Below are 25304 nucleotides of genomic sequence, written 5' to 3'. Positions count from 1 at the left end.
GAAGTTGGCGGTACGGCGTTATGTGGCCTGGCCGTTGGCATCCCAGGCCACCGGGGCCTGGCCGAGGAACTGACGCAGTTCGGCCAGCAGCTTGTCGCTGGAGTGGCTGCTGGGCCGGTCGGCGACAAACCTCAGGCCCGGCATGATTGCCTGCACCCCGTCGTAGTGCCACTGCCCAGGAGTGCGCTCCGTTTCCTGCAAGGCCCGGGCGAAGATCGCCAGGTCCCGACGGGCCCGGGGAATGCCGCTGCTGCGCTCGACCCAGCTTTCATAACGCTGGCGGATTTCGATACGCCCCTGATTGACGATGGCCAGCACCGCACAGCGGGTGCGATTGTGCAACGCCACCGGCGACAGGCCGAAGTACTCGCCCTCGCCCTGCCATGCGCCGTCAGGCAGGCGAAAGATCGCCAGATCGATGCCCGGGTACTCTTCGATCCGTGTGGCAGCATGCTCCACCAGCGCCGTGCTGCGCTGCAGCTCCTGCATGGCCGGGTCGTACAGTTCGGCGTAACGCCGGGTGTTATCCAGCACATCGGCCAGTTGCGGCAGCAGTGCGGTGAAACGCGCCATGAGTTGCCGGTCGTTGCCACCCTGGCTGTCGCTGCGCACCCGGGCGGCCAGGGCATGCAGGGTAAAGGCGCAGTGCAGGGCCTGGGGCGAAGTGCCCCGGGTGAAGTCGCCGAGTCGTGCGATATCGATCAGCAATTGACGGTGCCGCAGGGCCTGCTCGGGGGCCAGGAAGGCGTAGACCGAGGCCAGCCCGTCAAGATCGAAATGATCGCTGGTGATCACCTGCGCCTGTTCCACCCTCAGCCCTTGTTGGAGAAAGATCAGGGCGCTGGTGGTGGACAGGTTGGCCTTGTAGGCGCTGGGGGTCTTGTTGGCCGGCCAATGGGACAGGGTCAGCACAGTGGCCGGATTGTCGATGGAATCCAGGGAGATATTGGACCGTCTGTGGGTCTGGCCCAGGGGCAGGAATCCATAGGGGCTGTGGGGCCCCAGGCGCCAGGGTTGCAAGCCAAGCTCCAGCGGCGCAACACCTGCGCCGGGCGCCAGTCGCTGATGCAACTGCCGGGGCAGTTCCCGCAGCGCCGGCGTTGCGCTGCTGAGTTCGCCCGAACCGTCCAGGCGATAACTGAACTGGCGCAGGTTCTCCCGGCGCAGGTCCCGGGGGTTGCCATTGCACACCCCGCAACCGGGGCCGCCGAGGACGCTGAGCAGATCGGTGAACTGATTGTCGGCAATGCCGATGGCGCGCCCCCCCAGCAGGCGAAGGTCCAGGTGCGCGAACAATGGGGCGACTCCCGGATCGAAAAGGAAGCCCTGTTCCTGGCAAGCGGTATTGAGGCTGTTCATCTGTATGTCCTTGAAGTGTGATGAGTCAGGCAGGCCTCAGGCCTCGGCCAGCGCCCGGGTATGGTGGCGCCGGACCTGACGCATGCTGATAAACAACAGGGCCGATACCCCGGCGTAGAGACCGAACAGCCAGGCCGCGGCCTGGGCTGCACCGGCAACACCGGCGCTGGAGCTGAGTCCGGCCAGGTTGACAATCATCCCCGCCAGCGCCGCGCCCAGGGCCGTGGCCACCAGTTGCACCGTGGTGATCGAGGCGCCCGCCAGCTCCTTCTGGTCATCGGCCGCGTTTTCCAGGACTCGGGACAACAGATGGGGCCACGCCAGGCCGATCCCTGTGCCCACCAGCAACATGGCCAGGCACACCGCCCCCAGGCTCAGCAGCGGCGTGGCCGTGGCAGGCATGAACAGACAGGCCAGGAGCAGGCCGGCCACCACCAGAAACGGCCCGCTGGCGATGGCCCGGGCCGCGCCCCGGGGGCTCAGGCCGGAGCTGAAGATCGCCCCCAGGGTCCAGCCGGCCGCCATCAGCGCGGCGATGTAACCCGCCAGCAAGGGCGTCTGCTGATGCAGCTCTTGCAGGAACAGCGGCACAAAGACCTCGCTGGTCATGCCCACCACCAGCAGCGCCATGGAGATGTACAGCGCCAGCAAGGGGCTGCCGGACTTCAGGCTGTCGCGGGGCAAGAGACGTTTGCCGGAACGGTTCTCCAGCACCACCACCAGCAGCAACAGGCCCAGACCGACGCCCAGGCCCAGCGCGTTGTACCCGGGCGAAGGTGTGATGCTGCCGATGGAGATCGCCAGCACCACTGCGGTCAGCAACACCAGTTGCAGCCCGGGAATAGGACTGCGCGGCGCCGTTTCGCGGCTTTTGCCCGGTAACAGGGCGATCGCCAGCAGCATGAACAGCAAGGTGCAGGGCACAAGCACCCAGAACGCCGCACGCCAGGCGCCGTGTTCGGCGAAGACCCCGCCCACGGCAGGGCCGATCAGGGTGGCCGCGCCCCACATGGCGGAAATCAGCGCCATCGCCCGGGGCCACAGCGGCTCGTCGAACACCAGGCGGATCATCGCGTAGGGCAAGGCGAACAGCAGCCCTCCGCCCAGGCCCTGAACACTGCGCCCGATGATCAGCCAGCCCATGTCCGGGGCCAGGGCACACAGGCCGCAACCGAGCATGAACACCAGGCCGGCCAGGGCATAGGCGAGCTTCGGCCCCAGTATCCCCAGGGCCCGGGTGGACAGCACCGAACCTATGATCGAGGCCACCACGAACAAGGTGGTATTCCAGGCGTAGTAGTCCAGGCCGCCGATATCCTTGACCACCGAAGGCAACAGCGTGGTGACCAGGTACACATTGATTGCATGCAGCGCCACGCCACCGGCCAGGGCTGCCGAGCGCAGTCCGTTCTTGCCCAGTAACAGTGCTGACCATCCGCTTGTCGAAGCCATGCCTTGCTCCCTTAGGGTGTTCGATAAAGCTGCACTGTATTACACAAGCAAACACTTTGATAATTAATTTTTCATTGTCTCGCTCTCTTGCCCAATCCGCCGTTCAAAGCGCGACAATCGCCGGGCCACTTGGCCGGAGCCTGTTATGCTTGCGCAGTAAGCCGCGTCCTGCACGCTCTCGATACCCCACTTGCGCATTGGTTAATGGCCCAGCATGTCCTCGATATCCTCCCCTGCCGAGAAGAAGAACCCCGGCGCCACCGCCGAGCGAATTCTGTTTCTGCTGAAAACCCGCGGCCCCTTGAAAACCGCCGACCTGGCCCCGCTGCTCAAGGTGTCCCTGGAAGCCACCCGCCAGCAGCTACAGAAACTGCTGGACGCTGAACTGATCGCCGGGCAGATGATGCCGGCCCAGGGCGCTGGGCGGCCGTCGCAGAAATGGGTGTTGACCGAGCAGGCCCAGGCCCGTTTTCCCGACACCCATGCCCACCTGACCCTGCAACTGATCGATTCGATTCGCGCGGTCTATGGGGCCGACGGCGTGGAACGCATCGTCACTGACATGGAGCGGGTCAACACCGCGCAGTACCTCGACGTCTGCGCGCCGCTACCGACCCTGGAAGAACGGGTCCGGGCCCTGGCGCAGATCCGTGAAGTCGCCGGCTACATGGCCAGTGTCGAGGCCGACGGCGAGGGCTGGCTGTTGATCGAGAGCCACTGTCCGATCTGTGTCGCGGCCCAGCAGTGCCAGGGCTTCTGCCGCTCCGAACTGCAAGTGTTCCAGGCCGCCATTGGCGACCTTGGGCAGGTGCAGCGCGTGGAGCACCTGATCACTGGCGGTCGACGCTGCGTTTATCGCATCAGCGCCCTCCAACCGAGTCCCTGCCCGTGATCGCCCCGACCCTGTCGCGCCTGCTCAAGGGTGGCGCGCTGATCCTCGGCGTTGCCGCACTCACCCTGCTGGCCTGGCGTGCCTACGACAGCGAGCGGGGTCCGGCGCTGCAACCCTGGCACCTGCGGGTGCCCCATGAACTGAGCATCGAACAGATCGATAGCGCCGATTGGGCGGCCTGGCTGCAGGCCGAGGAGCGTTTGTTTGCCGAAGTCCGGCGTGAAGTCAGCGACCGCCTGGACCCGACCCAGGTCCCGCCCTTCAACCGTTATCGTGTGGACAGCCGGGTCTACCCGCCCCGCTTTGCCACTGACTGGAACCGCTCCTACCTGCTGCGGCCCTCAGGCACACCACGGGGCGTGGTGGTGCTGCTGCATGGTTTGACCGACTCGCCCTACAGCTTGCGCCACGTTGCCCGGCGCTACGTCGAGCACGGTTACCTGGCCATCGGCCTGCGCCTGCCCGGCCACGGCACCGTGCCGGCCGGCCTGACCGACGCCCACTGGCAGGACTGGCTGGCCGCCACCCGCCTGGCCCTGCGTGCCGCTCGGGCCGAAGTCCCGGCGCCGGCACCCTTGCATGTGGTCGGTTACTCCAACGGTGGTGCCCTGGCGGTCAAGTACGCCCTGGACGCCCTGGACAATCCGCAGTTGCCCCAGGCCCAGCGCCTGGTGCTGATTTCGCCGATGATCGGCGTGGCCCCGTCGGCGCGCTTTGCCGGTGTGGCCGGCTGGCCGGCGGTGTTTCCGGCCTTCAGCAAGGCGGCCTGGCTGAACCTGCGCCCTGAGTACAACCCGTTCAAGTACAACTCGTTTCCGGTCAATGCCGCGCGCCAGTCGTGGCTGCTGACCGATGCCCTGCAAAGCCAGTTGCTGGCCCTGGTGGGCGACCCGCGCCTGAACCGGTTACCGCCGATCCTCAGCTTCCAGTCATTGACCGATGCCACGGTCAGTACCCCTGCCCTGGTCACCGGCCTGTACCGGCAACTGCCGGCCAACGGCAGTGAACTGGTGATTTTCGACCTCAACCGGGACCGGGACTTCGAAGGCCTGCTGGACCCCGCCAGCCTCACCTCCCTGGCCAGCCTGCTGCCGGCACCGCCGCGCAACTACAGCACCCGGGTGCTGACCAATGAAGGCAGCGGCGACGCGACCCTGGCCGAAGTCAGCACCCCCGCCCTGAGCCTGGACAGCCAGCGACGGCCCCTGGACCTGGCCTATCCGACGGGGGTGTTTTCCTTGTCCCACGTGGCCTTGCCGTTCCCTGTGGACGACGGCTTGTACGGGACCCAGCCCGCTCCCGGAGAAGACTTCGGCGTGCACCTGGGCACCATCGCCGCCCGCGGTGAACGCGGCGTGCTGGTGGTGCCCATGGAGGAGCTGATGCGCCTGACCGCCAACCCGTTCTTCCCCTACCTGATCCAGCGCATCGAAGCCGATATAGATCAAGCAACAGTTCAATCATTGATTCGCTGAATAGCCGGATGTTAGCGTCTGCCCCCTTTCCCCCCCTTGATTTCCGAGGGGGCACGACTGCCGCGATGGCAGGGAACCCTGATGAAAGCAATGCTTCGAACCCAAGCCGCAGGCCTGGCCCTGCTGCTGGCCGCCGCCAGCCAGACGCTGCAAGCCGCCGCGCAACAGGACTACTGGTACGTGCAGAGCAGCGTCTATACCAACCACTGGAGCAACGATCCCGACCACAACAACCACCAGGATCTGATCGGCCTGGAGCGCAACTACGCCGACGGTCAATTGTGGGGCGTGAGCACCTTTCGCAACTCCTTCTCCCAGCGCTCCTACTACGCCTACGTGGGCAAGGCCTGGGAACACGCCGACTGGCCGGTCTACGCCAAGCTCAGCGGCGGGCTGATCCAGGGTTACAAGGGCGACTACAAGGACAAGATCCCGTTGAACCACTTTGGCGTGGCACCGGTGCTGATTCCGGCGGTGGGCGTGCACTACGGGCCGGTGGGCACCGAGCTGGTGGTGCTGGGCGCTGCCGCAGTGATGGTCAACGTCGGCTACCGCTTCTGAGCCCCGGCAAACTCGCACAATCGTACAAGACGCTGTCCCGCTGCCTTTCCTAGACTCCATCGACCAATGACTGGGGCGCCGCTCCGGGTCTTTGCCTCGGTAATGAGCAAAAGGCGAGCAAACCTATGCAGGTCGAGCAACAGATGCCGTTCACACAAAGCACGTCAGGTGCTCTGCGCAGGGTGGCCCCGGCCGCGTTGGCCATTGTCCCGGTGAGCATGCTGTTCGGCCTGCTGGCAGGTCGCGCCGACTGGTCACTGCTGGAGGTGGCACTGGTGGGGCTGCTGGGATTCACCGGCAGCGGTCAGTTCGCCGCCCTGCCCCTGGCCCAGTCGGGAGCCGGGTTCTTCACCCTGCTGCTGGTCTCGGCTTCGATCAACAGCCGTTACCTGCCCATTGCCTTCACCTCCAGCCCACGGTTGCCCCGGGGGTTCCTGCAAAAGGCCGGGGCGGCCCATATGCTGGGGGACGAGGCCTACGCCACCGAGCACGAACGGGACAATCCGGTCACGGTGCTGGTGATACGCGCAACGATCTTCCTGACCTGGGCACTGGCCGGGGTGCTGGGGGCATGGCTGGGCAAATGGCTGCCGCTGCAGTGGATCGGCACCGAGGTCAACCTGGGTTACCCGGCCAGCGTGGTGCTGATGTACCTGTCGCTGGCGCAGTTGCGCAGCCGCTTGAGCCTTGCGCACGAACGTCGTCTGGCCGTCTTGTCGATGGTGGCGCTCTGTGTCGCGGTGACCCTGGTATTGATCATGCTCCTGGGCACCCTGTACTTCTGGATTCCCAGTGTGCTGATCAGCACTGTCCTGCTTTCCAGGGCCAAGCTATGAGCGATTCGGCCTGGGTCACCATCGCTGCGCTACTGGCCACCAGTTGCCTGGTACGGATCATTCCGGCGTTCGTGAGCATCCGCCTGCAACCCGGCCTGCAGCGTTGCCTGGAGCGGGTGCTGCCGGTGGCGGTGTTCATCAACTTTGCGGTGTACATCGCCTTCAGCGAGATGAGCCGCGAGCCCCTGGCAGCCTCGGTGTCCCTGTTGCTGGTGGGGCTCATTGCCCTGAGCAACAGCCTGGGCCTGATCAGCACCGCGGCGATTGGCACGGCGGCCTATTTTACGGTCCTGCACCTGAGCGCTGCGGCCTGATGCAGACCGGTTTCGGGACTATGGTTGATCCTCGCAACCCAGTCCCTGGCGCTGGGGTTCTTCGTCCGCCAGGGTCTTGCCGGTTCGGGCCATGATCTGCCCCTGCAAGGCCTGCAACTCACTGCCGTCCAGACGCTTGCAGCTGTTGATTTCCCAGACATCGCCGGTGGCGGTGCTCACCGAGAACAGCCCCCAGTACTCAGTGGCGCCGGCCTTGGGATCGTTGTAGCCGAGGCTGAAGTCGAAGTAGCCCGGATGCGGCGGCTGGCCGCTGTCGTCCTGCAGGTCACCATCGACAAAGACCCCGGGTTTGCTCAGTTGATAGTCCTGATGCTTCAAGGCTACCAGCAGCACTTCCTGGGCCTGCTCGCGGGTCAGGCCCGTGGCCTTGACCTCATCCGGCTGCAGCACGGTACCGGCACAGGCGACGAGTGCCGCGCAGGCCAGGGGCAGGCCCAGCAGCCATGTGTGGGGATTTTTTCTCAGCACGCCATGCGCCCTCTGACCGCGACAATGATCTTCGCCAGGTACTCGGCAAATCCGTTGCGACCACCGGAGGCCGCATCGCCACTGTTGTAGCCGCTGCGCACCAGGGCCTGGGCGAACTCCATGGGGTCGCGCTTGCTGCGCACCGACGAGCCATAGCGCAAGGCGAAGGACTGGGCACACTTCTGGAACGAGTCGAACTTCGCCACCTTGATGCTGGCGTTGCCCTGGGGCGCCTCGGCCCCGCTCTGCAGGGGTGCTGGGGCATGCAAGGAGAAATAGTTGTTGAGCTCGCGGGCAATGCGTCCGGCGCCGTACTGGCTCTCCTGGGCCGCCAGGCCAAGGATGTTTTCCACCGGCAGGTCCAGTTGATCGGCGATCGGCTGGCAGGCTGCCTTGTATTTGCTGACAAAGGTCACGGCATTGGTGTTGTTGCACAGTTTGGCGCTCAAGATTGCTCCCTCATTTGACTGGTCGATTCCATTTGCCACAGGTGAAACATGCCGATTATAGAGCAGCATCCAGGCCTTGCCTCAGGCCTACTCATCGATACCAATGACTGATTTCAGGCAAAAAATTGACGCTTTTTTCTCGTTATACACTCTAGATTGCAAGTGATTTCTACGTGCCGCGCCTCTTCCTCATGAGCGGCGCCACTTTGAACAAGGACCGCACGATGAACAGTCCTGCCAGTGAAGCAGATGAATACTTGATGATGCAGGCCGCCCACTGGTGCATCCGCCTGCGTGAGGCCGATTGCAGCCTGGATGAACGCCAGGCGTTCGAAGACTGGCTGCAGAGTGACCCAAGCCACGCCTTTGAGTACGCCAAAATGCTCGAGGCCTGGGACCTGACCGGGCATCTGTCCCCTTCCCGGCCGACCTGTTGAACGGCTGACACTCACAGGTCGAAGCGGTCGATGGCCCGACGTCGTTCATTGTCATCACGCATGTCGTAGCTGGCGGTGGTCTGGATATTGGTGTGGTGCGCCAGCTTCTGGGCGATCGACAGGTCATGTTCCTCGATCACCCGGGTAATGAACGAACGGCGAAAGTCGTGGGGCATGATGCGCACGCCAACCTGGGCGCCCCGCTGGCGGGCGATGTAGTAGATGGCGTGCTTGCTGATGCGTTCACGGGTGATATGACCACCGCGACGAATCCGGTTGAACAGGAAAGCGTCGTCCTCAAGGCCCGCCGGCAAGTCTGCGCGACGCAGGTCCAGCCAGGCCTGGAGCTTGTCGAAGGCCCAGGCCGGGGCGTACTTGATCAGCTGTTTGTTGCCCTTGGCCAGCACCTGCAGGCTGCGCTGGACGAAGTCCACCTGGGCCAGGTCCAGGTTCACCGATTCGGACTTGCGCATGCCCGAGCCATAGAGCACCGCGATGATGGCCGCGTCGCGCACCCCCTGGGGCCGCGGGTCGGCGGCACACACCGCCATCAGGTCCTGGATCAGCCCACGCTTGAGATTGCGCCCCCGGGACAGGCGTGTACCGCCCATGGCCTTGACCGAGCGCATTTTCAGCAGATGGTCCTGGCTGATCAGACTGCTGCGCCAGGCCTCGTTCATCACCCCGCGCAGGGCATTGACGTACAGCGACGAGGTATTCGGGGCATAGCCGTCACGGCGCAATGTGGCCACCAGCGCCGTGACCTGTTCGGGTTGCAGGTGGTGCCAGGGGATGTCCTCAAGGTTGAGTTCGTCATACCCCAGGCGATCGGCGGCGTCCTGCAGCACGTAACGCAGGGTCGACTGGCTGGACGGCGCCAGACGGGCCAGGTACAGGCGCAACGGGTTGGCCTTGTGCGCGTTGTCGGCAACGGCCGGTTGTTCCTGCGAAGTCATGCTCCCCCCGAAGGCAAAGACGATGCCGGAGCGCAGTTCCCTGCGCCGTTCATGGCCAAGTTCAAGACACCGTTCAAAGCCTCCTGCAAGCGCGCTTTAAAGTGCTTCTTCAAGCCCTTGAAATGGCTGCCGGCACCCCGTCGCGCTACAACCTTGACAACAAACTGAACACTAGCTGTCTGGCCCGCGGAAAAACGGACTTTTGCCCTATTTTTCATATTCGTTTCACATTTTTCCGCTTAATCTCAGCCACCAACAAGCCTCCTGCCGAACGCAGTGCTTTATCAGGTTGTCAAGATAACACCTTGATCTGCATTTACTTTTAACAAATACCTTCTTTACTCAAACGCTGCATGGATCGCCACCCCGGCCCAATAACTGGATGAGCCTTGATGACTGCATGACCTCCCCGCGCTCCATCAATCGTTCGTTCGCATCACCCCGTATTTCCGGCATCAGCTAAACCCGAGGTAACCATGAACCAGGCTTTCCTTCCTTTCTCGCGCCCGAGTATTGGCGACGAAGAGATAGCTGCAGTGGAGCAGGTTCTGCGCTCCGGCTGGATCACCACCGGCCCGAAAAACCAGGAACTTGAACAGCAATTCGCCGACCGCGTTGGCGCCCGCCACGCCGTGGCCCTGTCGTCGGCCACCGGCGCCATGCACATCACCCTGCTGGCCCTGGGCATCGGTCCGGGGGATGAAGTCATCACTCCGTCGCAGACCTGGGTCTCCACCGCCAACATGATCTGCCTGCTGGGGGCGACCCCGGTATTCGTCGATGTCGATCCCGACACCCTGATGAGCGACGCCGCCACCATCGAGGCGGCCATTACGCCACGGACCAAGGCCATCATCCCGGTGCACTACGCCGGCGCCGCCTTCGACCTGGACCCGCTGTACGCCCTGGCGGACAAGCACGGCATCCCGGTGATAGAAGACGCCGCCCACGCCGCCGGCACCACCTATCGCGGCCGCGCCATCGGCGCGCGGGGCACGGCGATCTTTTCCTTCCATGCCATCAAGAACATGACCTGCGCCGAAGGTGCGATGTTCGTCAGCGACGACCAAGCCCTGGCCGACCGGGTGCGCATGCTCAAGTTCCACGGTCTGGGGGTGGACGCCTACGATCGCCTGACCCACGGTCGCAAGCCCCAGGCCCAAGTGATCGAGCCCGGATTCAAGTACAACCTGGCGGACATCAACGCCGCCATCGCCCTGGTACAGCTGCAGCGCCTGGACGACATCAACGCCAAGCGCGAAGTGCTGGCCAAGGCTTACCTGGAGCGCCTCGAAGGCCTGCCGGTGCAACCCCTGCACCTGCCCCAGTACCCGCAGCAGCACGCCTGGCACCTGTTCATCCTGCGCATCGACGCCGAACGCTGCGGCCTGGACCGTGAAGCCTTCATGAAGGGCCTGCAGGAGCAGAACATCGGCACCGGCATCCACTTCATCGCCACTCACCTGCATACCTATTATCGACAGCGCTTCGCCGATGTGCGGCTGCCACACACCGAATGGAACTCGGCGCGTCTATGCTCGATCCCACTGTTCCCGGACATGACCCTCGACGATGTCGAACGGGTCTCCGATGCCATTGCCAACCTCCTGGACTGAAGCCTTTGAAACCTTACCCAATCCAGTTCGTGTCGATCGTGATTCCGGTCTACAACGAAGAACAGAGCCTGCCGGAGCTGCTGCGCCGCACCGAAGCGGCCTGCCGCCAGCTCAAGCACGACTTTGAAATCGTCCTGGTGGACGACGGCAGCCGCGACCAGTCGGCGACCCTCCTGCAACAAGCCGCCGAGCGCGAAGGCAGCCCCGTAGTGGCGGTGATCCTCAACCGCAACTACGGTCAGCACGCGGCGATCATGGCCGGCTTCGCGCAGTGCCGCGGTGACGTGGTCATCACCCTCGACGCCGACCTGCAGAACCCGCCGGAAGAAATCCCGCGCCTGGTGGCCCAGGCCGAGCTCGGCTACGACGTGGTCGGCACTGTGCGTAACAACCGCCAGGACTCGGCCTTCCGTCGCTGGCCGTCGAAGCTGATCAACCTCGCGGTGCAGCGCTCCACCGGTGTGGCCATGAGCGACTACGGCTGCATGCTGCGGGCCTACCGCCGCACCATCATCGACGCGATGCTGGCCTGCACCGAACGCAGCACCTTTATCCCGATCCTGGCCAACAGCTTCGCCCGGCACACCACCGAGGTGCTGGTAGAGCACGCCGAGCGCGAGCACGGCGACTCCAAGTACAGCCCGATGCGCCTGATCAATCTGATGTTCGATCTGATCACCTGCATGACCACCACCCCCCTGCGGCTGCTGAGCATCATCGGTTTCGGCATGGCCGGCGTCGGCGCGCTGTTTGCCCTGATGCTGATCATCCTGCGGCTGATCTTCGGCGCCACCTGGGCCGGCGACGGCACCTTCGTGCTGTTTGCGGTGCTGTTCGTGTTCACCGGTGGCCAGTTCATCGGCATGGGTCTTTTGGGTGAATACCTGGGACGCATGTACAGCGACGTGCGGGCCCGCCCGCGCTTCTTCATCGAAAAAGTCTTGCGCAGCCAGCCGGCGGTCCCCGCCCCGGCTGTCACTGTCGACGGTTTAACTTCCACTCATACTGATCAGGTTTCGCCATGAGCAATAAAGCTGTTGTCTTCGCCTACCACGATATTGGCTGTGCGGGCATCGAAGCCCTGCTCAATGCAGGCTACGAGATCGCTGCCGTGTTCACCCACGCCGACGATCCCAAGGAGAACACCTTCTACGGCTCCGTCGCCCAGCTGTGCGCCCGCAAAGGCATTGCCGTGCATGCCCCGGAAGATGCCAACCACCCGCTGTGGATCGAGCGCATCAGCAAACTCGACCCGGACTACCTGTTCTCCTTCTACTACCGCAATCTGCTGAGCGAACCCCTGCTGGCCACTGCCCGCAAAGGTGCGTTCAACCTGCACGGCTCGCTGCTGCCGAGCTACCGCGGCCGCGCACCGGCCAACTGGGTGCTGGTCAAGGGCGAAACCGAGACCGGCGTGACCCTGCACCGCATGGTCAAGCGTGCCGACGCCGGGGCCATCATCGCCCAGCAGCGCGTGGCCATCGAACGCAGCGACACCGCCCTGAGCCTGCACCACAAACTGCGTGACGCCGCTGCCAGCCTGCTAGGCGACACCCTGCCGGCGCTGGCCCAGGGCAAGATCACCGAGACCGCCCAGGACGAATCCAAGGCCAGCTACTACGGTCGCCGTACCGCAGCCGATGGCAAGATCGAGTGGAAGCGCCCCGCCGAAGAGCTGTTCAACCTGGTACGCGCAGTGACCCAGCCTTACCCGGGCGCCTTCTGCGCCGTCGGCGAGCACAAGCTGATCGTCTGGAGCGCCGAAGTTGCCAAGGGCAACGAAGGCCAGGCCCCGGGGCGGGTCATCAGCGTCGACCCGCTGCGCATCGCCTGTGGCGAAGACTCCCTGGTGATCACCTCCGGCCAGCGCAACGCCAACGGCCTGTACCTGGGTGGCCCGCAACTGGCCAATGAGCTGGGTCTGGTGGACGGCTCCCTGCTGCGCGGTGCCGAGTCCGGCCGCAAGCCACGCCGCACCCGTGTGCTGATCCTCGGTGTCAACGGTTTTATCGGTAACCACCTGTCCGAGCGCCTGCTGCGTGACGACAAGTACGACGTCTACGGCCTGGACATCGGCTCGGACGCCATCGAGCGCCTGCGCAGCCATCCGAACTTCCACTTCGTCGAAGGCGATATCAGCATCCACTCCGAGTGGATCGAATATCACATCAAGAAGTGCGACGTGGTCCTGCCGCTGGTGGCCATCGCCACCCCGATCGAATACACCCGCAACCCACTGCGCGTGTTCGAGCTGGACTTCGAAGAGAACCTCAAGCTGGTTCGCTACTGCGTCAAGTACAACAAGCGGGTGATCTTCCCATCGACCTCGGAAGTCTATGGCATGTGCCAGGACAACAACTTCGACGAAGACAGCTCCAACCTGATCGTGGGTCCGATCAACAAGCAGCGCTGGATCTACTCGGTGTCCAAGCAGTTGCTGGACCGGGTGATCTGGGCCTACGGCGCCAAGGGCCTGAACTTCACCCTGTTCCGTCCGTTCAACTGGATGGGCCCGCGCCTGGACCGCCTGGACTCGGCCCGTATCGGCAGCTCCCGCGCCATCACCCAGCTGATCCTCAACCTGGTGGAAGGCACCCCGATCCGTCTGTTCGACGGTGGCGAGCAGAAGCGCTGCTTCACTGACATCGCCGACGGCATCGAAGCCCTGGCGCGCATCGTCGACAACGACAACGACTGCTGCAACGGCCAGATCATCAACATCGGCAACCCGGACAACGAAGCCAGCATCCGCCAGTTGGGCGAAGAACTGCTGCGTCAGTTCGAAGCTCACCCGCTGCGCAGCAACTTCCCGCCGTTCGCCGGTTTCCGCGACGTCGAGAGCAAGGCGTTCTACGGTGCCGGCTACCAGGACGTGGAACACCGCAAGCCCAGCATCGCCAACGCCAAGCGCCTGCTGAACTGGGAGCCGACCGTGGAGATGAGCCAAACCATCGGCAACACCCTGGACTTCTTCCTGCGCGAAGCCATGCTGGAAATCGCCGATCGTTCCAAAGAAGAAGCTCGCTGATGCAAGCAGGTCTGCGCATTGATGTCGATACCTACCGCGGCACCCGGGAGGGGGTGCCACGGCTGCTCGAATCGCTGGAGGAAGCCGGGGTCAAGGCCACGTTCTTCTTCAGCGTCGGGCCGGACAACATGGGGCGCCACCTGTGGCGCCTGATCCGTCCGCAGTTCCTCTGGAAAATGCTGCGCTCCAATGCCGCGGGCCTGTACGGCTGGGACATTCTCCTGGCCGGCACGGCCTGGCCGGGCAAACCCATCGGCCGCGACCTGGGGCACTTGATGCGCCAGACCCTGGCCGCCGGTCATGAAGTCGGCCTGCACGCCTGGGATCATCACGGCTGGCAGGCCAACACCGGGCGCTGGAGTCAGGCACAGCTGATCGAACAGATCCGCCGTGGCGTCGACAGCCTCAACGATATTCTCGGGCAAGCGGTGAGCTGCTCGGCGTCTGCCGGTTGGCGCGCCGATGAACGCGTCATCGAAGCCAAGCAACAGTTCGGCTTTCGCTACAACAGCGACTGCCGTGGCCAGAGCCTGTTCCGGCCAAGACTGGCGGACGGCAGCCTGGGCGCCCCACAGATTCCGGTGGACCTGCCGACCTTCGACGAAGTGGTCGGGCCGGTGGTGGCCGCCAAGGATTTCAACCGCTACATCCTCGACCGGTTCAGTCCGGACAAACTCAATGTCTACACCGTGCATGCAGAAGTAGAAGGGATTCTCATGGCCAATGATTTCCGCCAGTTGCTGGCCGGCGCCAAGCAACGCGACATCCACTTTCAACCCCTGGGGCAGATGCTCCCGGCGGATCTGGCCAGCCTGCCGGCAGGCAAGGTCGTGCGTGGCGCACTGCAAGGCCGGGAAGGCTGGCTGGGAGTGCAAGGCGCATGACCAGACGTTGGGCCCTGCCGCTGCTGCTGATCGCTTTCGGTCTGTTCTACCTGTTGCCCATGGCCAGCCACGGCCTGTGGATTCCCGATGAAACCCGCTACGCACAGATCAGCCAGGAAATGCTCCTGACCGGCAAATGGGTGTCGCCGCACTTCATGGGCATCCGCTATTTCGAAAAACCCGTGGCCGGCTACTGGATGATCGCCATCGGCCAGGCGCTGTTTGGCGACAACCTGTTTGGCGTGCGCGTGGCGTCGGCCCTGAGCACCGGCTTGAGCGTGGTCCTGGCCTACCTGTTGGCCCGGCGCCTGTGGAACGACCCGCGCAAGAGCCTGGCCAGCGCCCTGCTCTACATGAGTTTTAGCGTGGTGGCGCTGCAGGCCGGCTACGCCAACCTCGATCCGCAGTTCACCTTCTGGGTCAACCTGAGCCTGGTGGCACTGTGGTTCACCTTCGACTGCCAGAGCCGACGCGGACAGATCGGCGCCTGGGTGCTGCTGGGCCTGGCCTGCGGCATGGGCTTCATGACCAAGGGCTTTCTGGCCTGGCTGCTGCCGGTGCTGGTGGCCCTGCCCTATGCCATCTGGCAGAAGCGCCTGCGCTCTCTGCTGACCTATGGCGGCATCGGCGTGTTGGTAGCGATTCTGGTCAGCCTGCCCTGGGCCCTGGCGGTGCATGCCCAGGAGCCGGACTACTGGCGGTTCTTCTTCTGGCATGAGCACATCCGCCGCTTTGCCGGTGAAGACGCGCAGCACGCCTCGCCCTGGTGGTATTACCTGCCGTTGCTGGTGGGCTTCTGCGTGCCTTGGGTGCTGCTGTTGCCGGCCAGCCTGAAGCAGGCCTGGGAACAACGGCGGCTGAACAGCAGCGGCTTCCTGCTGCTGTGGCTGGTGCTGCCCCTGGCCTTCTTCAGCCTGAGCAAAGGCAAGCTGCCGGCCTACATTCTGCCCTGCCTGCTGCCTGTGGCCCTGCTGATGGGGCACACCCTGACGGACCGTCTGGCCACCGGCACGACCCGGATCCTCAGCCTCAATGGTGTGCTCAACCTGCTGGTCGGCCTGTTGGCCCTGCTGGCCCTGGTGTACTTCCAGCTGAAGAAGCCGGTGTATGTGGACGAACCCCAGCACCTGGTCCTGGTGTACATCCTGTTGCTGGGCTGGATCATCAGCAACCTGTTGCAGGCCATGCGCCCCTTGAGCCTGTGGGCCGCCCCGGCCCTGGGCAGCTTCCTGCTGGTGGCCCTGGCCCCGGCGGCGCTGCCGAACAAGGTGGTCTACAACAAGATTCCCGACCAGTTCATCATCGATCACGTGGCCGAACTGGGCCAGGCCAAGGCCCTGCTGAGCAACGACCTGGGCGCTGCCGCTGCGCTGGCCTGGCGCCTGCGTCGCCCCGACGTGACCCTTTACAACACCCAGGGCGAAGTGAAGTACGGCCTGGGCTACGAGGACACTGCGGCGCGCAAGGTCGACCTGAACCAAGTCCAGCCGTGGATCGAGCAAGCCCGTAAGCAAGGCTCGATCGGCGTGGTGATGCGGGTCAAGAGCAGCGACGAGGAACATGAAGTCGAGCTGCTGCCCAAGGATGCCAAGCGCTACGAGCAAGGCAATATCGCGATCTTCATCATTCCCCAGAGTCAGCCATGAGCCTGTTGTTGCTGTTGCTCGCCTGCGCTCTGACCTGCCTGGGCCAGGTGGCGCAGAAGTTCGCCGTGGAAGGCTGGCGTGACCAGCCCTCCGGCATCCTGCAAAAACTGCGTTCGGGCTGGCTGTGGCTGGCCCTGTTCAGCCTCGGCCTGGGCCTGCTGGTGTGGCTTTTGGTGCTGCAACGCATGGAGGTGGGCGTGGCCTACCCGATGCTCAGCCTGAATTTCGTGTTTATCACCCTGATCGCCCGCTTCGTCTTCCATGAGCCCATCGACCGCCGCCATTGGCTCGGCGTGGCCCTGGTCATCGGTGGCGTGCTGCTGTTGAGTCGCCACGCATGAGCCGGGTCAAGGGTTTTGCCTTCGCCCTGGGCAGTGTGGCGCTGGTCAGCGGCGCCCAGTTGGGCATGCGCTGGAGCATGACCCGCCTGCCCGCCCCGGATCAGTGGCTGTCGGCGCTGAGTGTTGGCAACGTCGATCTCGCCGCCCTGGCGGTGGTGATCACGGCCATCGGTGCCTACGCCCTGTCGATGCTCTGCTGGCTCCTGGCCCTGCGCGACCTGCCGCTGGGCCGGGCCTATTCGCTGCTCAGCATCAGCTACGCCCTGGTCTACCTGCTGGCCGCCAGCCTGCCGCTGTTCAACGAACCCTTCACGCTTGGCAAAAGCCTCGGGGTGGCCCTGGTCATCCTTGGGGTCATCACCATCAACTCTCGATCTGCACCCGCAACAAGTCCCAGGAATACCCCATGAAAATCAGTGTATTTGGAAGTGGCTACGTCGGCCTCGTACAAGCCGCCGTATTGGCTGAAGTCGGCCACGATGTCATCTGCATGGACATCGACGAGCAAAAGGTCAAACAGCTGCAACAAGGCTACGTGAGCATCTTCGAGCCGGGGCTGGCCAGCCTGGTCAAGGAAAACCTCGAAGCCAAGCGCCTGCACTTCACCACCGATGAAAAGCTCGCGGTGCAACACGGCCAGGTGCTGTTCATTGCCGTGGGCACGCCGTCCAGCGAAGACGGCTCGGCGGACCTGCGCTATGTGCTGTCGGTAGGCGACGCAGTGGCCCGCCACCGTGAGAAGCCGGTGATCCTGGTGGAAAAATCCACGGTGCCGGTGGGCACCGGCGACACCTTGAAGGCGCACATAGAGAAGGTCCTGGACGGCCGCCCGCTGCAGTTCGATATCGTTTCCAACCCGGAATTTCTCAAGGAAGGCTCGGCCGTCACCGACTGCCGCCGTCCGGACCGGATCATCATCGGCTGTGAACGCGAGGAAGTGCGCGACGTGATGCGCAACCTTTACGCGCCGTTCAACCGCAACCACGACCGCATCATGTTCATGGACCTGCGCAGCGCCGAGCTGACCAAGTACGCGGCCAACTGCATGCTGGCCACCAAGATCAGCTTCATCAACCAGATCGCCGAGCTGGCCGAGCACCTGGGAGCGGACATCGAATCGGTGCGCTTGGGCATCGGCGCCGACTCGCGGATCGGCTATCACTTCATCTACCCCGGTTGCGGCTACGGCGGCTCCTGCTTCCCCAAGGACATGCGCGCCCTGATCCACAGCGCCGAGCAAGCCCATTGCTCCAGTGACCTGTTGCAAGCGGTGGAAGCCATCAACGAGCGGCAGAAACACAAGCTGTTCGAACGCATCAAGGCGTTCTACAAAGGCGACCTTGAAGGCAAGACCTTTGCCCTCTGGGGCCTGGCGTTCAAGCCCAACACCGACGACATGCGCGATGCACCGAGCCGGGTGCTGCTGGACGCGCTGTTCGCGGCCGGTGCTGAAGTCCGGGCCTTCGACCCGGAAGCCATGCAGGAAACCCAGCGTCTGTACCCGGACGAATCGCGCCTGATGCTCATGGGCACTCCGGAATCGGTGCTCCATGGCGCCGACGCGCTGATCATCTGCACCGAATGGCAGCAGTTCAAGGCGCCGGATTTCGACCTGATCCAGCAGCGTCTCAAGGCCCCGGTGATCTTCGATGGACGCAACCTGTACGACGCCGAGCGCCTGGCGCGCAACGGTTTCACCTACTTCCCGATCGGTCGCGGTGAATCGCGCAACCTGCCGATTCCACACCAGCAGTGGTCCACCGAGGCCTGAATGAACCCGCACTCCAGTTCCCCTGCGAACACAATACTTTGGCAATCGTTGGGGCTGGGGCTGCTGGCCTTGCTGCTGTTCTGCGCCGGCGCCGGCCACGATTCGGTCATCGGCTTCGACTCGCGCTTTGTGCTCTTCGCCAAGGAGATGCTGCGCCATGGGCCGGGGTTCTTCCCTACCACCTATGGCCAGCCCTATGCCGACTATTCCAGTGCCTCGACCCTGCTGGTGTGGCTGTTTTCCCTGCCCACCGGGCAGGTCACCAGCTTTACCGCCTGGCTGCCGACGGCCATTGCTTCGGCGCTGATCGTCAGTCTGATCTATCGCCTGCTGGCACCCTACTCCCGCACCTGGGCCCTGCTCAGCGTGGCTTTGCTGCTGCTGAGCAATACCTTTATCAGCGAAACCCGTGCCGTCTCCCTGGACCAGATGCTCGCCGCGGTATCCCTGGCGGTGTTCTACCTCGGCTATGCCCACGACCATTTCGGTGCCCGTCGGCACCTGGGCTGGATCTTCCTCTTGCTGGTGCTGGGCTTTGCCATTCGCGGCCCCATCGGCCTGGTGATTCCCACCGGCATGCTGTGCAGCTACTACCTGCTGGGCGGTCAATGGCGCCGTTTGTTCGGCGTCGGTTTCAGCGCGTTGTTGCTGCTGGTGGCCTGCGTCGGCCTGCTGCTGTGGCTGGCCAAGCTCAGCGGTGGCCAGGCCTTTGTCGACGAGGTGATCCGCATGCAGTTCATGGGACGCATGGACGGCAGCGAAGGCTCCAGCGACGTCTTCTACTACTTCACCAGTTCCCTGGGCAACTACGCCCTGGCTTATCCCCTGGCGATCCTGGTTTGGGTTGCGGTGCTGCTCAATCGCCCTGCGGAACAGGGCCCGGCCCTGAAACTGTTGCGTCTGTGCACTGCTGCCGGGCTGATCGTGATGATCGGCCTGTCGATTCCCCAAGCGAAAAAGGCCCGCTACCTGCTGCCGATGCTGCCCATGGCGGCGATCGTTGCGGCTTATCCGTTCCAGGCCGGACGCGGGCGGGTCATGGGCTGGCTGCGGGTGCTGATCCAGGGCCTGTGGTTGCTGCTGCCCGGGTTGCTGATGGTGGGACTGCTGGTACTGCGGCGCAAATTCCCTGAACAGCTCACCCACCTCTTGCCCATGCTGCTGATCCTCGGCCTGTTGCAAGCGCTGTCACTGGGATTGCTGTTCAAGCGCCAGTGGCGCGCCGTGGGCCTGGCCTACAGCGCGGTGCTGGCGGTCTGGGCCTGTTACATCGGGGTCTTCGAACCGGTGGAGCACCGCCTCTATGACACTCGCGCCTTCAGCCTCGGCGCCATGCAACTGATCGAGGCCGACCCGGCACCGCTAGTCCTGCACCGCATGGGCAAGGACGCCAAGGCGATCAAGTTCATGGTCAACCTGGATCGAGACCTGCAGCCACAGTTCACCGATCAGGCTGCCGCCCTGGCCCAAGTGCCGGCCCCGGCCTGGGTGATTCTTGATCAGAGCGACCTGCCCAGCCTGCAAGGCACGCCCCTGGCCGGGCTGACTCCGGTGCTGAGCGGGCGTTTCGACAAGAACGACTTCGTCTTGCTGCACCTGCCCAAGAGCGCTGCCACGCCACCCTGAAAGCGTTGCGCAACCCCTTGGCGGCTCCTTACACTCGCGCCCATGACTATCCAGATCCGCCGGGCGCGGGTGGCTGACGCGGCCTTCCTCCCCGCCATTGAAACCTCGGCTGCGGCACTGTTTCGCAGTGATCCGCAACTGGCCTGGCTGGCCGACGCCGAGGTGGCCGATGCCCAGAGCCATAGAGAAAACATCCAACAGCACCCGGTCTGGGTTGCGCTGACAGAGGACGGCACCCGCTGCGCCTTTCTCACTGCCCAGGTCTGCGACCAGGAACTGCATGTGTGGGAAATTTCCGTTGCCACTGGCCACCAGGGCCAAGGCATTGGCAAGCGCCTGTTGCAGGCGGCGCGCGAGTTCGCCCTGGAACAGCAGCTCACGGCCCTGACCCTCAGCACCTTCCGCGAACTGGCGTGGAACGAACCTTTCTACCAGCGCCAGGGCTTTGTCACTCTGCAACCTGCACAACTGAGCCCGCGCCTGCGCCAGGTCCTGGCCGACGAAACACAGCACGGCCTGCCCGAATCACGCCGCTGCGCCATGCGCCTGACCTTGTAAAAAACGCACTGCAACAGCTGGCTATGGCGCTGGCTTGCCAGCGAAAGCGCCCTCAAGACCCGCCCCCAACTCCAAGCCCTCTTAGCTCCCTTCGACGGCAAGCCGGTGCGTCATACAGCAAAATAAATGCACTTAAACGGCATTATTATGAATTTGTCAGCTGCACCAATGCTCGGCACACTGTGCCCGTTCCTCCCCCAAATGTTGGAACGTTCAAGGGCTTTCTGGTGATCCAGGCAAGCCCTTCTTTTTGCCCGTCGTTCAGCCCTGGACCGTTCTTGCCGATGTTTGCCCGCTGGAAACCCGCCGCCATCAATACCCGCCCCCTGGAATGGAGCCGCGCCGCCATCGGCATGGCCCTGGGCACCCTGTTCAGTGTCTGGCTCTGCGCCCAGGTGTTCGGCATGCCGGTGGCGCTGCACCTGATCGGTCCGCTGGGGGCCTCGGCGGTGTTGTTGTTTGCCGTGTCTTCCGGGGCCCTGGCCCAGCCCTGGTCGATCCTCGGCGGCTACCTGTGCGCCGGGGTCGTGGCCTTGCTGGTGGCTCATGTCCTGGGGCGGACCCTGGGCAGCGCCTGCCTCGCGGCGGGCATGGCCCTGGTGCTGATGTGCTGGTTGCGTTGCCTGCATCCCCCGGCCGGCGCCCTGGCCCTGACCCTGGTGCTGGCAGACCCGGCCAGCGTGGCTTTGGAGTGGCGGGAACTGGGTCCGGTGATGCTCGCGGCGGCCAGCCTGTTGGCCAGTGCCCTGGCCTACAACAACCTGACGCGGATTCGTTACCCCAAGGGCCCGAGCGATACACCAATGCTGCTGCCCTCGGCGGCCCCCGCCGACAGCCTGGCGATCACCGCCGAAGACCTCAAGCAGGCTCTGGCCGAGATGGAAGAATTCTTCGACGTCACCCCTGAAGACCTTGAGCAACTGATCCACGCCAGCGAAGCCCACGCCCGCCGGCGCAGCATTGGCCAGGTCCTGTCCTCGCGGCCCTGATAGCGCCCTAACCTTCGCCCTGGCTGGTGCTGACTTGCCAGCCAAGACAGCTTCAGAAGCGGCGCACGCTTCAAGGGCCTGTTCGCTGGCAAGCCGGTTCCTGCAAGGGCATCGTCGATTGCGCGCCAGGCGCAGCCACTGGCTGGCCAGCGCAGGCGCGCTCAAGTGCGATGCCAGGCTCAAGTCAGTTGGTTCAAACCATCGGCGACCAGCGCTGGGACCAGTCGTGGTCTTGTTCGATCACCTCGCGCAATACCGCAAAAGCCTGCTGCAGCTGCGCCGAGTCGCGCTCCCGGGCATACAGCAGGTAAGTGGGAAAACTGAACTCCGGGGCCCTCTCCACTCGTTCCAGCACACCGCTGTCTAGGTAGCTCTGCACCACCCGGGTGCGGAAATAGCCACTGCCACCGGCGTCGAGGATGAACTGCAGCGCCAGGGGCCCAAGGTTGAAGCCCACCGCGGCCTTGGCCTGTTCCGGCAATGCGGCGTCGTGCTGACGGCGAAAATCATCGCCCCAGTCGATGTACACATAAGGCTCGGGACGCCCCGCCAGGCGCACCTGGATCAATTTCTCCTCCAGCAATTGCTCGACCTGCAATCCCGCGCAATACAGCGGCTGGAACACCAGCGCCGCGTCCAGTACGCCCAACTCCAGTTGCCGTTGCAGGCTCGCGCCTTCGGCAATCTGGGTGCGTACCGCATGGTTGGGCAGTGCCTGGCGCAGGCCTCTTACCCAATTGAGCATCAGCGGATTGCACAGGCTCAACTCACCGCCGATGTGCAGCACATTGCGATAGCCCGCCAGCAACGGCAGGTCACGCTGGGCGGCCTCCCAGGTCTGCACCAGCTGATTGGCATAGGCGATAAAGGCCTCGCCATCGGCGGTGGGTCGGGCGCCGGCGCGGTTGCGTACCAGCAGTTTGCAGTTGAGCTGGCCTTCTAGGTTCTGCACCCGGGCGCTGATGGCGGTCTGGGTCAGGTGCAGGCGTTCGGCGGCGGCGATCAGGCTGCCGCTGCGGACGATTTCCAGGAAGGTGCGGGCCAGATCGATGTCCATGGTGCCTCGCCGGCAAAAAAATTCGAGCGCCATTGTAGCGGCGCTCGCGCCGTCGTGCCCTTAGGCCGCGGACATTCGCCGGATCGGTACGGGCGCTGCGGGCCAGAGCGCTGGCGCAAGATTGAGGGCGGCTTTTTCAACATGCAAAAATGCACAGTCAACCTGCAGTTTTCGGGGTTGTACTGGGCAAAATTGCACTGTTACGATCCGTCGATGCTCGCGCGCGAGCCTCATATAAAAAACAATAAAAGCAGGGAGTTAGTGATGACTGCTCAGGTTTCATCCCAGGCGACACAGGACCTCGACGCCACCCCCGGCGAAGTACTGGTCGAGGTGCGCAACCACATCGGTCACCTGACCCTCAACCGCCCCGCCGGTCTCAATGCCATCACCCTGTCGATGGTGCGTACCTTGCAGCAACAACTGGATACCTGGGCCCAGGACCCGCTGATTCACGCGGTGGTGCTGCGCGGCGCCGGTGAAAAGGCTTTCTGCGCCGGCGGCGACATCCGCTCGCTGTACGACAGCTACCAGAGCGGCGATACCCTGCACGAGGATTTCTTCGTCGAGGAGTACGCCCTGGACCTGACCATCCACCATTACCGCAAGCCAGTGCTGGCCCTGATGGACGGCTTTGTCCTCGGCGGCGGCATGGGCCTGGTGCAAGGCGCCGACCTGCGAGTGGTCACCGAGCGCAGCCGCCTGGCGATGCCGGAAGTGGCCATCGGTTACTTCCCGGATGTGGGCGGCAGCTACTTCCTCTCACGGATTCCCGGCGAACTGGGCATCTACCTTGGGGTCAGCGGCGTGCAGATCCGCGCCGCCGATGCCCTGTACTGCGGCCTCGCGGACTGGCACCTGGAAAGCGACAAGCTGAGTCTGCTGGACCAGCGCCTGGATCGCCTGCACTGGAGCGACTCACCACTCAAGGACCTGCAGGGCCTGCTGGCCAAGCTGGCGGTACAGACCTTGCCTGATGCGCCACTGCAAGCCTTGCGCCCGGCCATCGACCACTTCTTCGCCCTGCCGGACATGGCCAGCATCGTCGAGCAATTGCGCAGCGTGACGATTGCCGATAGCCACGAGTGGGCCAAGACCACCGCCGACTTGCTGGAAATCCGCTCGCCCCTGGCCATGGCCGTGACCTTGCAGATGCTGCGCCACGGCCGCCACTTGAGCCTGGAACAGTGCTTCGCCCTGGAGCTGCACCTGGACCGTCAATGGTTCGAGCGGGGTGACCTGATGGAAGGCGTACGCGCCCTGATCATCGACAAAGACAAGACCCCCCTCTGGAATCCGCCGACCCTGGCAGCCCTTGAGGCTGAACGGGTAGCGAGTTTCTTCAGCGGTTTCGACGGCAGCGGGAGCTGAACTCATGCACGACATCGAATTGACCGAAGAACAAGTGATGATCCGCGACATGGCCCGGGATTTTGCCCGGGGCGAGATCGCGCCCCATGCCCAGGCCTGGGAAAAGGCCGGCTGGATCGACGACGCCCTGGTGCGCAAGATGGGCGAACTGGGCCTGTTGGGCATGGTGGTTCCCGAAGAATGGGGCGGCAGCTACCTGGACTACGTGGCCTATGCCCTGGCGGTGGAGGAAATCTCCGCCGGCGACGGTGCTACCGGCGCGCTGATGAGCATCCACAACTCGGTGGGCTGCGGGCCGATCCTCAACTACGGCAGCGAGGAACAGAAGCACGCGTGGCTGCCGCGATTGGCCAGCGGAGAAGCCATCGGCTGCTTCTGCCTGACCGAGCCCCAGGCCGGTTCCGAAGCCCACAACCTGCGCACTCGCGCCGAACTTCGCGATGGCCAGTGGGTGATCAACGGCGCCAAGCAGTTCGTCAGCAACGGCAAGCGCGCCCAACTGGCCATCGTCTTTGCAGTGACCGACCCGGAACTGGGCAAGAAAGGTCTCTCGGCGTTCCTGGTGCCCACCGACACCCCGGGGTTCATCGTCGACCGCACCGAACACAAGATGGGTATTCGCGCCTCCGACACCTGCGCAGTCACCCTCAACCAGTGCACCATCCCCGAAGCCAACCTGCTGGGCGAACGGGGCAAGGGCCTGGCCATTGCCCTGTCCAACCTCGAAGGCGGTCGCATCGGCATCGCCGCCCAGGCCCTGGGCATCGCCCGCGCCGCGTTTGAAGCGGCCCTGGCCTACGCCCGGGAACGGGTGCAGTTCGACAAACCGATCATCGAGCACCAGAGCATCGCCAACCTGCTGGCCGACATGCACACCCGCCTGAATGCCGCACGCCTGCTGATCCTGCACGCCGCGCGCCTGCGCAGCGCCGGCCAGCCGTGCCTGTCCGAAGCCTCCCAGGCCAAGCTGTTCGCCTCGGAAATGGCCGAGAAGGTCTGCTCCTCGGCGATGCAGATCCATGGCGGCTACGGGTATCTGGAGGACTATCCGGTGGAGCGCTACTACCGCGATGCGCGGATCACCCAGATCTACGAAGGTTCCAGCGAGATCCAGCGCCTGCTGATTGCCCGCGAGCTCAAGCACTATCAACTCTAGGCGCTAACGCCGCCCACAAAAAAATCGCAGCCCAGGCTGCG

Annotated in this window: 25 protein-coding genes; 19 read left to right on the top strand and 6 right to left on the bottom strand. The window is 64.1% G+C overall.

Translation table 11 applies throughout. The features are described from left to right. Positions 1-18 precede the first annotated feature (18 nt). Together J5M73_RS26045 and J5M73_RS26040 are read right to left on the bottom strand one after the other, a co-directional pair. Entirely contained in the window at positions 19-1359 is a 1341-nt protein-coding gene (locus tag J5M73_RS26045; RefSeq protein WP_207816465.1) for a DUF6687 family protein, read from the bottom strand. A 36-nt stretch (positions 1360-1395) separates the two neighbouring features. Further along, positions 1396-2811 (bottom strand): MFS transporter, encoded by a 1416-nt coding sequence (locus tag J5M73_RS26040; RefSeq protein ID WP_207816464.1) that lies wholly within the window; start codon positions 2809-2811, stop codon positions 1396-1398. A gap of 214 nt (positions 2812-3025) precedes the next feature. On the opposite strand from J5M73_RS26040, the gene J5M73_RS26035 reads away from it, so the two are divergent. From J5M73_RS26035 to J5M73_RS26015, 5 genes are all read left to right on the top strand, one after another. After that, positions 3026-3703, top strand: coding sequence for a transcriptional regulator (locus J5M73_RS26035; protein WP_162884049.1), 678 nt, complete (start codon positions 3026-3028; stop codon positions 3701-3703). Continuing rightward, positions 3700-5178 (top strand): alpha/beta hydrolase, encoded by a 1479-nt coding sequence (locus tag J5M73_RS26030; protein ID WP_347709989.1) that lies wholly within the window; start codon positions 3700-3702, stop codon positions 5176-5178. The genes J5M73_RS26035 and J5M73_RS26030 overlap by 4 nt, the downstream gene beginning before the upstream one ends. A gap of 90 nt (positions 5179-5268) precedes the next feature. Further along, a complete protein-coding gene (locus J5M73_RS26025; protein WP_102865240.1) occupies positions 5269-5739 on the top strand; it encodes a sn-glycerol-3-phosphate transporter in 471 nt (156 codons plus the stop codon). A 143-nt stretch (positions 5740-5882) separates the two neighbouring features. Beyond that, complete coding sequence (locus J5M73_RS26020; RefSeq protein ID WP_207816463.1) at positions 5883-6575, top strand: AzlC family ABC transporter permease; 693 nt, start codon at positions 5883-5885, stop codon at positions 6573-6575. Continuing rightward, positions 6572-6889, top strand: a complete 318-nt coding sequence (locus J5M73_RS26015) for a hypothetical protein (protein ID WP_102864996.1) — start codon at positions 6572-6574, stop codon at positions 6887-6889. The genes J5M73_RS26020 and J5M73_RS26015 overlap by 4 nt, the downstream gene beginning before the upstream one ends. 18 nt (positions 6890-6907) lie before the next feature. Here J5M73_RS26015 and J5M73_RS26010 read toward each other — a convergent pair whose 3' ends face one another. Both J5M73_RS26010 and J5M73_RS26005 read right to left on the bottom strand, forming a co-directional pair. Continuing rightward, positions 6908-7378, bottom strand: a complete 471-nt coding sequence (locus J5M73_RS26010; protein ID WP_207816461.1) for a hypothetical protein — start codon at positions 7376-7378, stop codon at positions 6908-6910. Then, the gene (locus tag J5M73_RS26005) at positions 7372-7827 is read right to left on the bottom strand and encodes a glucosaminidase domain-containing protein (RefSeq protein ID WP_240322003.1); all 456 of its coding nucleotides are present in this window, start codon (positions 7825-7827) and stop codon (positions 7372-7374) included. Before J5M73_RS26005 ends, J5M73_RS26010 begins: the two co-directional genes overlap by 7 nt. Positions 7828-8051: 224 nt before the next feature. Between J5M73_RS26005 and J5M73_RS26000 the strand changes: the two genes are divergently transcribed. Then, a complete protein-coding gene (locus tag J5M73_RS26000; protein WP_102864993.1) occupies positions 8052-8264 on the top strand; it encodes a DUF4880 domain-containing protein in 213 nt (70 codons plus the stop codon). A gap of 11 nt (positions 8265-8275) precedes the next feature. Here the strand turns inward: J5M73_RS26000 and J5M73_RS25995 are convergent, their stop codons facing one another. After that, a complete protein-coding gene (locus J5M73_RS25995; protein WP_102864992.1) occupies positions 8276-9220 on the bottom strand; it encodes a tyrosine-type recombinase/integrase in 945 nt (314 codons plus the stop codon). A gap of 476 nt (positions 9221-9696) precedes the next feature. Between J5M73_RS25995 and arnB the strand changes: the two genes are divergently transcribed. From arnB to J5M73_RS25940, 11 genes are all read left to right on the top strand, one after another. Then, the gene (gene arnB, locus J5M73_RS25990; protein ID WP_102864991.1) at positions 9697-10836 is read left to right on the top strand and encodes a UDP-4-amino-4-deoxy-L-arabinose aminotransferase; all 1140 of its coding nucleotides are present in this window, start codon (positions 9697-9699) and stop codon (positions 10834-10836) included. 5 nt (positions 10837-10841) lie between these two features. After that, positions 10842-11861 (top strand): undecaprenyl-phosphate 4-deoxy-4-formamido-L-arabinose transferase, encoded by a 1020-nt coding sequence (gene arnC, locus J5M73_RS25985; protein ID WP_115580063.1) that lies wholly within the window; start codon positions 10842-10844, stop codon positions 11859-11861. Further along, complete coding sequence (arnA, locus tag J5M73_RS25980; protein ID WP_115580064.1) at positions 11858-13864, top strand: bifunctional UDP-4-amino-4-deoxy-L-arabinose formyltransferase/UDP-glucuronic acid oxidase ArnA; 2007 nt, start codon at positions 11858-11860, stop codon at positions 13862-13864. The genes arnC and arnA overlap by 4 nt, the downstream gene beginning before the upstream one ends. Further along, positions 13864-14748, top strand: coding sequence for a 4-deoxy-4-formamido-L-arabinose-phosphoundecaprenol deformylase (arnD, locus tag J5M73_RS25975; protein WP_102864988.1), 885 nt, complete (start codon positions 13864-13866; stop codon positions 14746-14748). The genes arnA and arnD overlap by 1 nt, the downstream gene beginning before the upstream one ends. Continuing rightward, positions 14745-16394 (top strand): lipid IV(A) 4-amino-4-deoxy-L-arabinosyltransferase, encoded by a 1650-nt coding sequence (arnT, locus tag J5M73_RS25970; RefSeq protein ID WP_207816459.1) that lies wholly within the window; start codon positions 14745-14747, stop codon positions 16392-16394. Before arnD ends, arnT begins: the two co-directional genes overlap by 4 nt. Next, positions 16391-16735, top strand: a complete 345-nt coding sequence (gene arnE / locus J5M73_RS25965) for a 4-amino-4-deoxy-L-arabinose-phosphoundecaprenol flippase subunit ArnE (protein ID WP_207816458.1) — start codon at positions 16391-16393, stop codon at positions 16733-16735. Before arnT ends, arnE begins: the two co-directional genes overlap by 4 nt. Then, entirely contained in the window at positions 16732-17145 is a 414-nt protein-coding gene (arnF, locus tag J5M73_RS25960; RefSeq protein ID WP_102864985.1) for a 4-amino-4-deoxy-L-arabinose-phosphoundecaprenol flippase subunit ArnF, read from the top strand. Before arnE ends, arnF begins: the two co-directional genes overlap by 4 nt. Then, positions 17142-18506, top strand: coding sequence for a UDP-glucose/GDP-mannose dehydrogenase family protein (locus tag J5M73_RS25955; protein ID WP_110595722.1), 1365 nt, complete (start codon positions 17142-17144; stop codon positions 18504-18506). The genes arnF and J5M73_RS25955 overlap by 4 nt, the downstream gene beginning before the upstream one ends. Continuing rightward, on the top strand, positions 18507-20132 hold the full coding sequence (locus tag J5M73_RS25950; RefSeq protein ID WP_207816456.1) for a glycosyltransferase family 39 protein: 1626 nt from the start codon (positions 18507-18509) through the stop codon (positions 20130-20132). 42 nt (positions 20133-20174) lie between these two features. Continuing rightward, a complete protein-coding gene (locus J5M73_RS25945) occupies positions 20175-20690 on the top strand; it encodes a GNAT family N-acetyltransferase (protein ID WP_102864982.1) in 516 nt (171 codons plus the stop codon). Positions 20691-20974: 284 nt separating this feature from the next. After that, complete coding sequence (locus tag J5M73_RS25940) at positions 20975-21679, top strand: HPP family protein (protein ID WP_102864981.1); 705 nt, start codon at positions 20975-20977, stop codon at positions 21677-21679. A 193-nt stretch (positions 21680-21872) separates the two neighbouring features. On the opposite strand, the gene J5M73_RS25935 is transcribed toward J5M73_RS25940, so the two are convergent. Further along, a complete protein-coding gene (locus tag J5M73_RS25935) occupies positions 21873-22736 on the bottom strand; it encodes a LysR family transcriptional regulator (RefSeq protein ID WP_110595725.1) in 864 nt (287 codons plus the stop codon). A gap of 264 nt (positions 22737-23000) precedes the next feature. On the opposite strand from J5M73_RS25935, the gene J5M73_RS25930 reads away from it, so the two are divergent. Both J5M73_RS25930 and J5M73_RS25925 read left to right on the top strand, forming a co-directional pair. Next, complete coding sequence (locus tag J5M73_RS25930) at positions 23001-24107, top strand: enoyl-CoA hydratase/isomerase family protein (protein WP_102864979.1); 1107 nt, start codon at positions 23001-23003, stop codon at positions 24105-24107. Between the two features lie 4 nt (positions 24108-24111). Continuing rightward, a complete protein-coding gene (locus tag J5M73_RS25925) occupies positions 24112-25263 on the top strand; it encodes an acyl-CoA dehydrogenase family protein (RefSeq protein WP_110595727.1) in 1152 nt (383 codons plus the stop codon). Positions 25264-25304: the final 41 nt, after the last annotated feature.

This window comes from Pseudomonas sp. 50_B (assembly GCF_017491625.1).
GTDB lineage: Bacteria > Pseudomonadota > Gammaproteobacteria > Pseudomonadales > Pseudomonadaceae > Aquipseudomonas > Aquipseudomonas danubii.
This window is presented reverse-complemented; position numbering and strand designations above follow the sequence as displayed.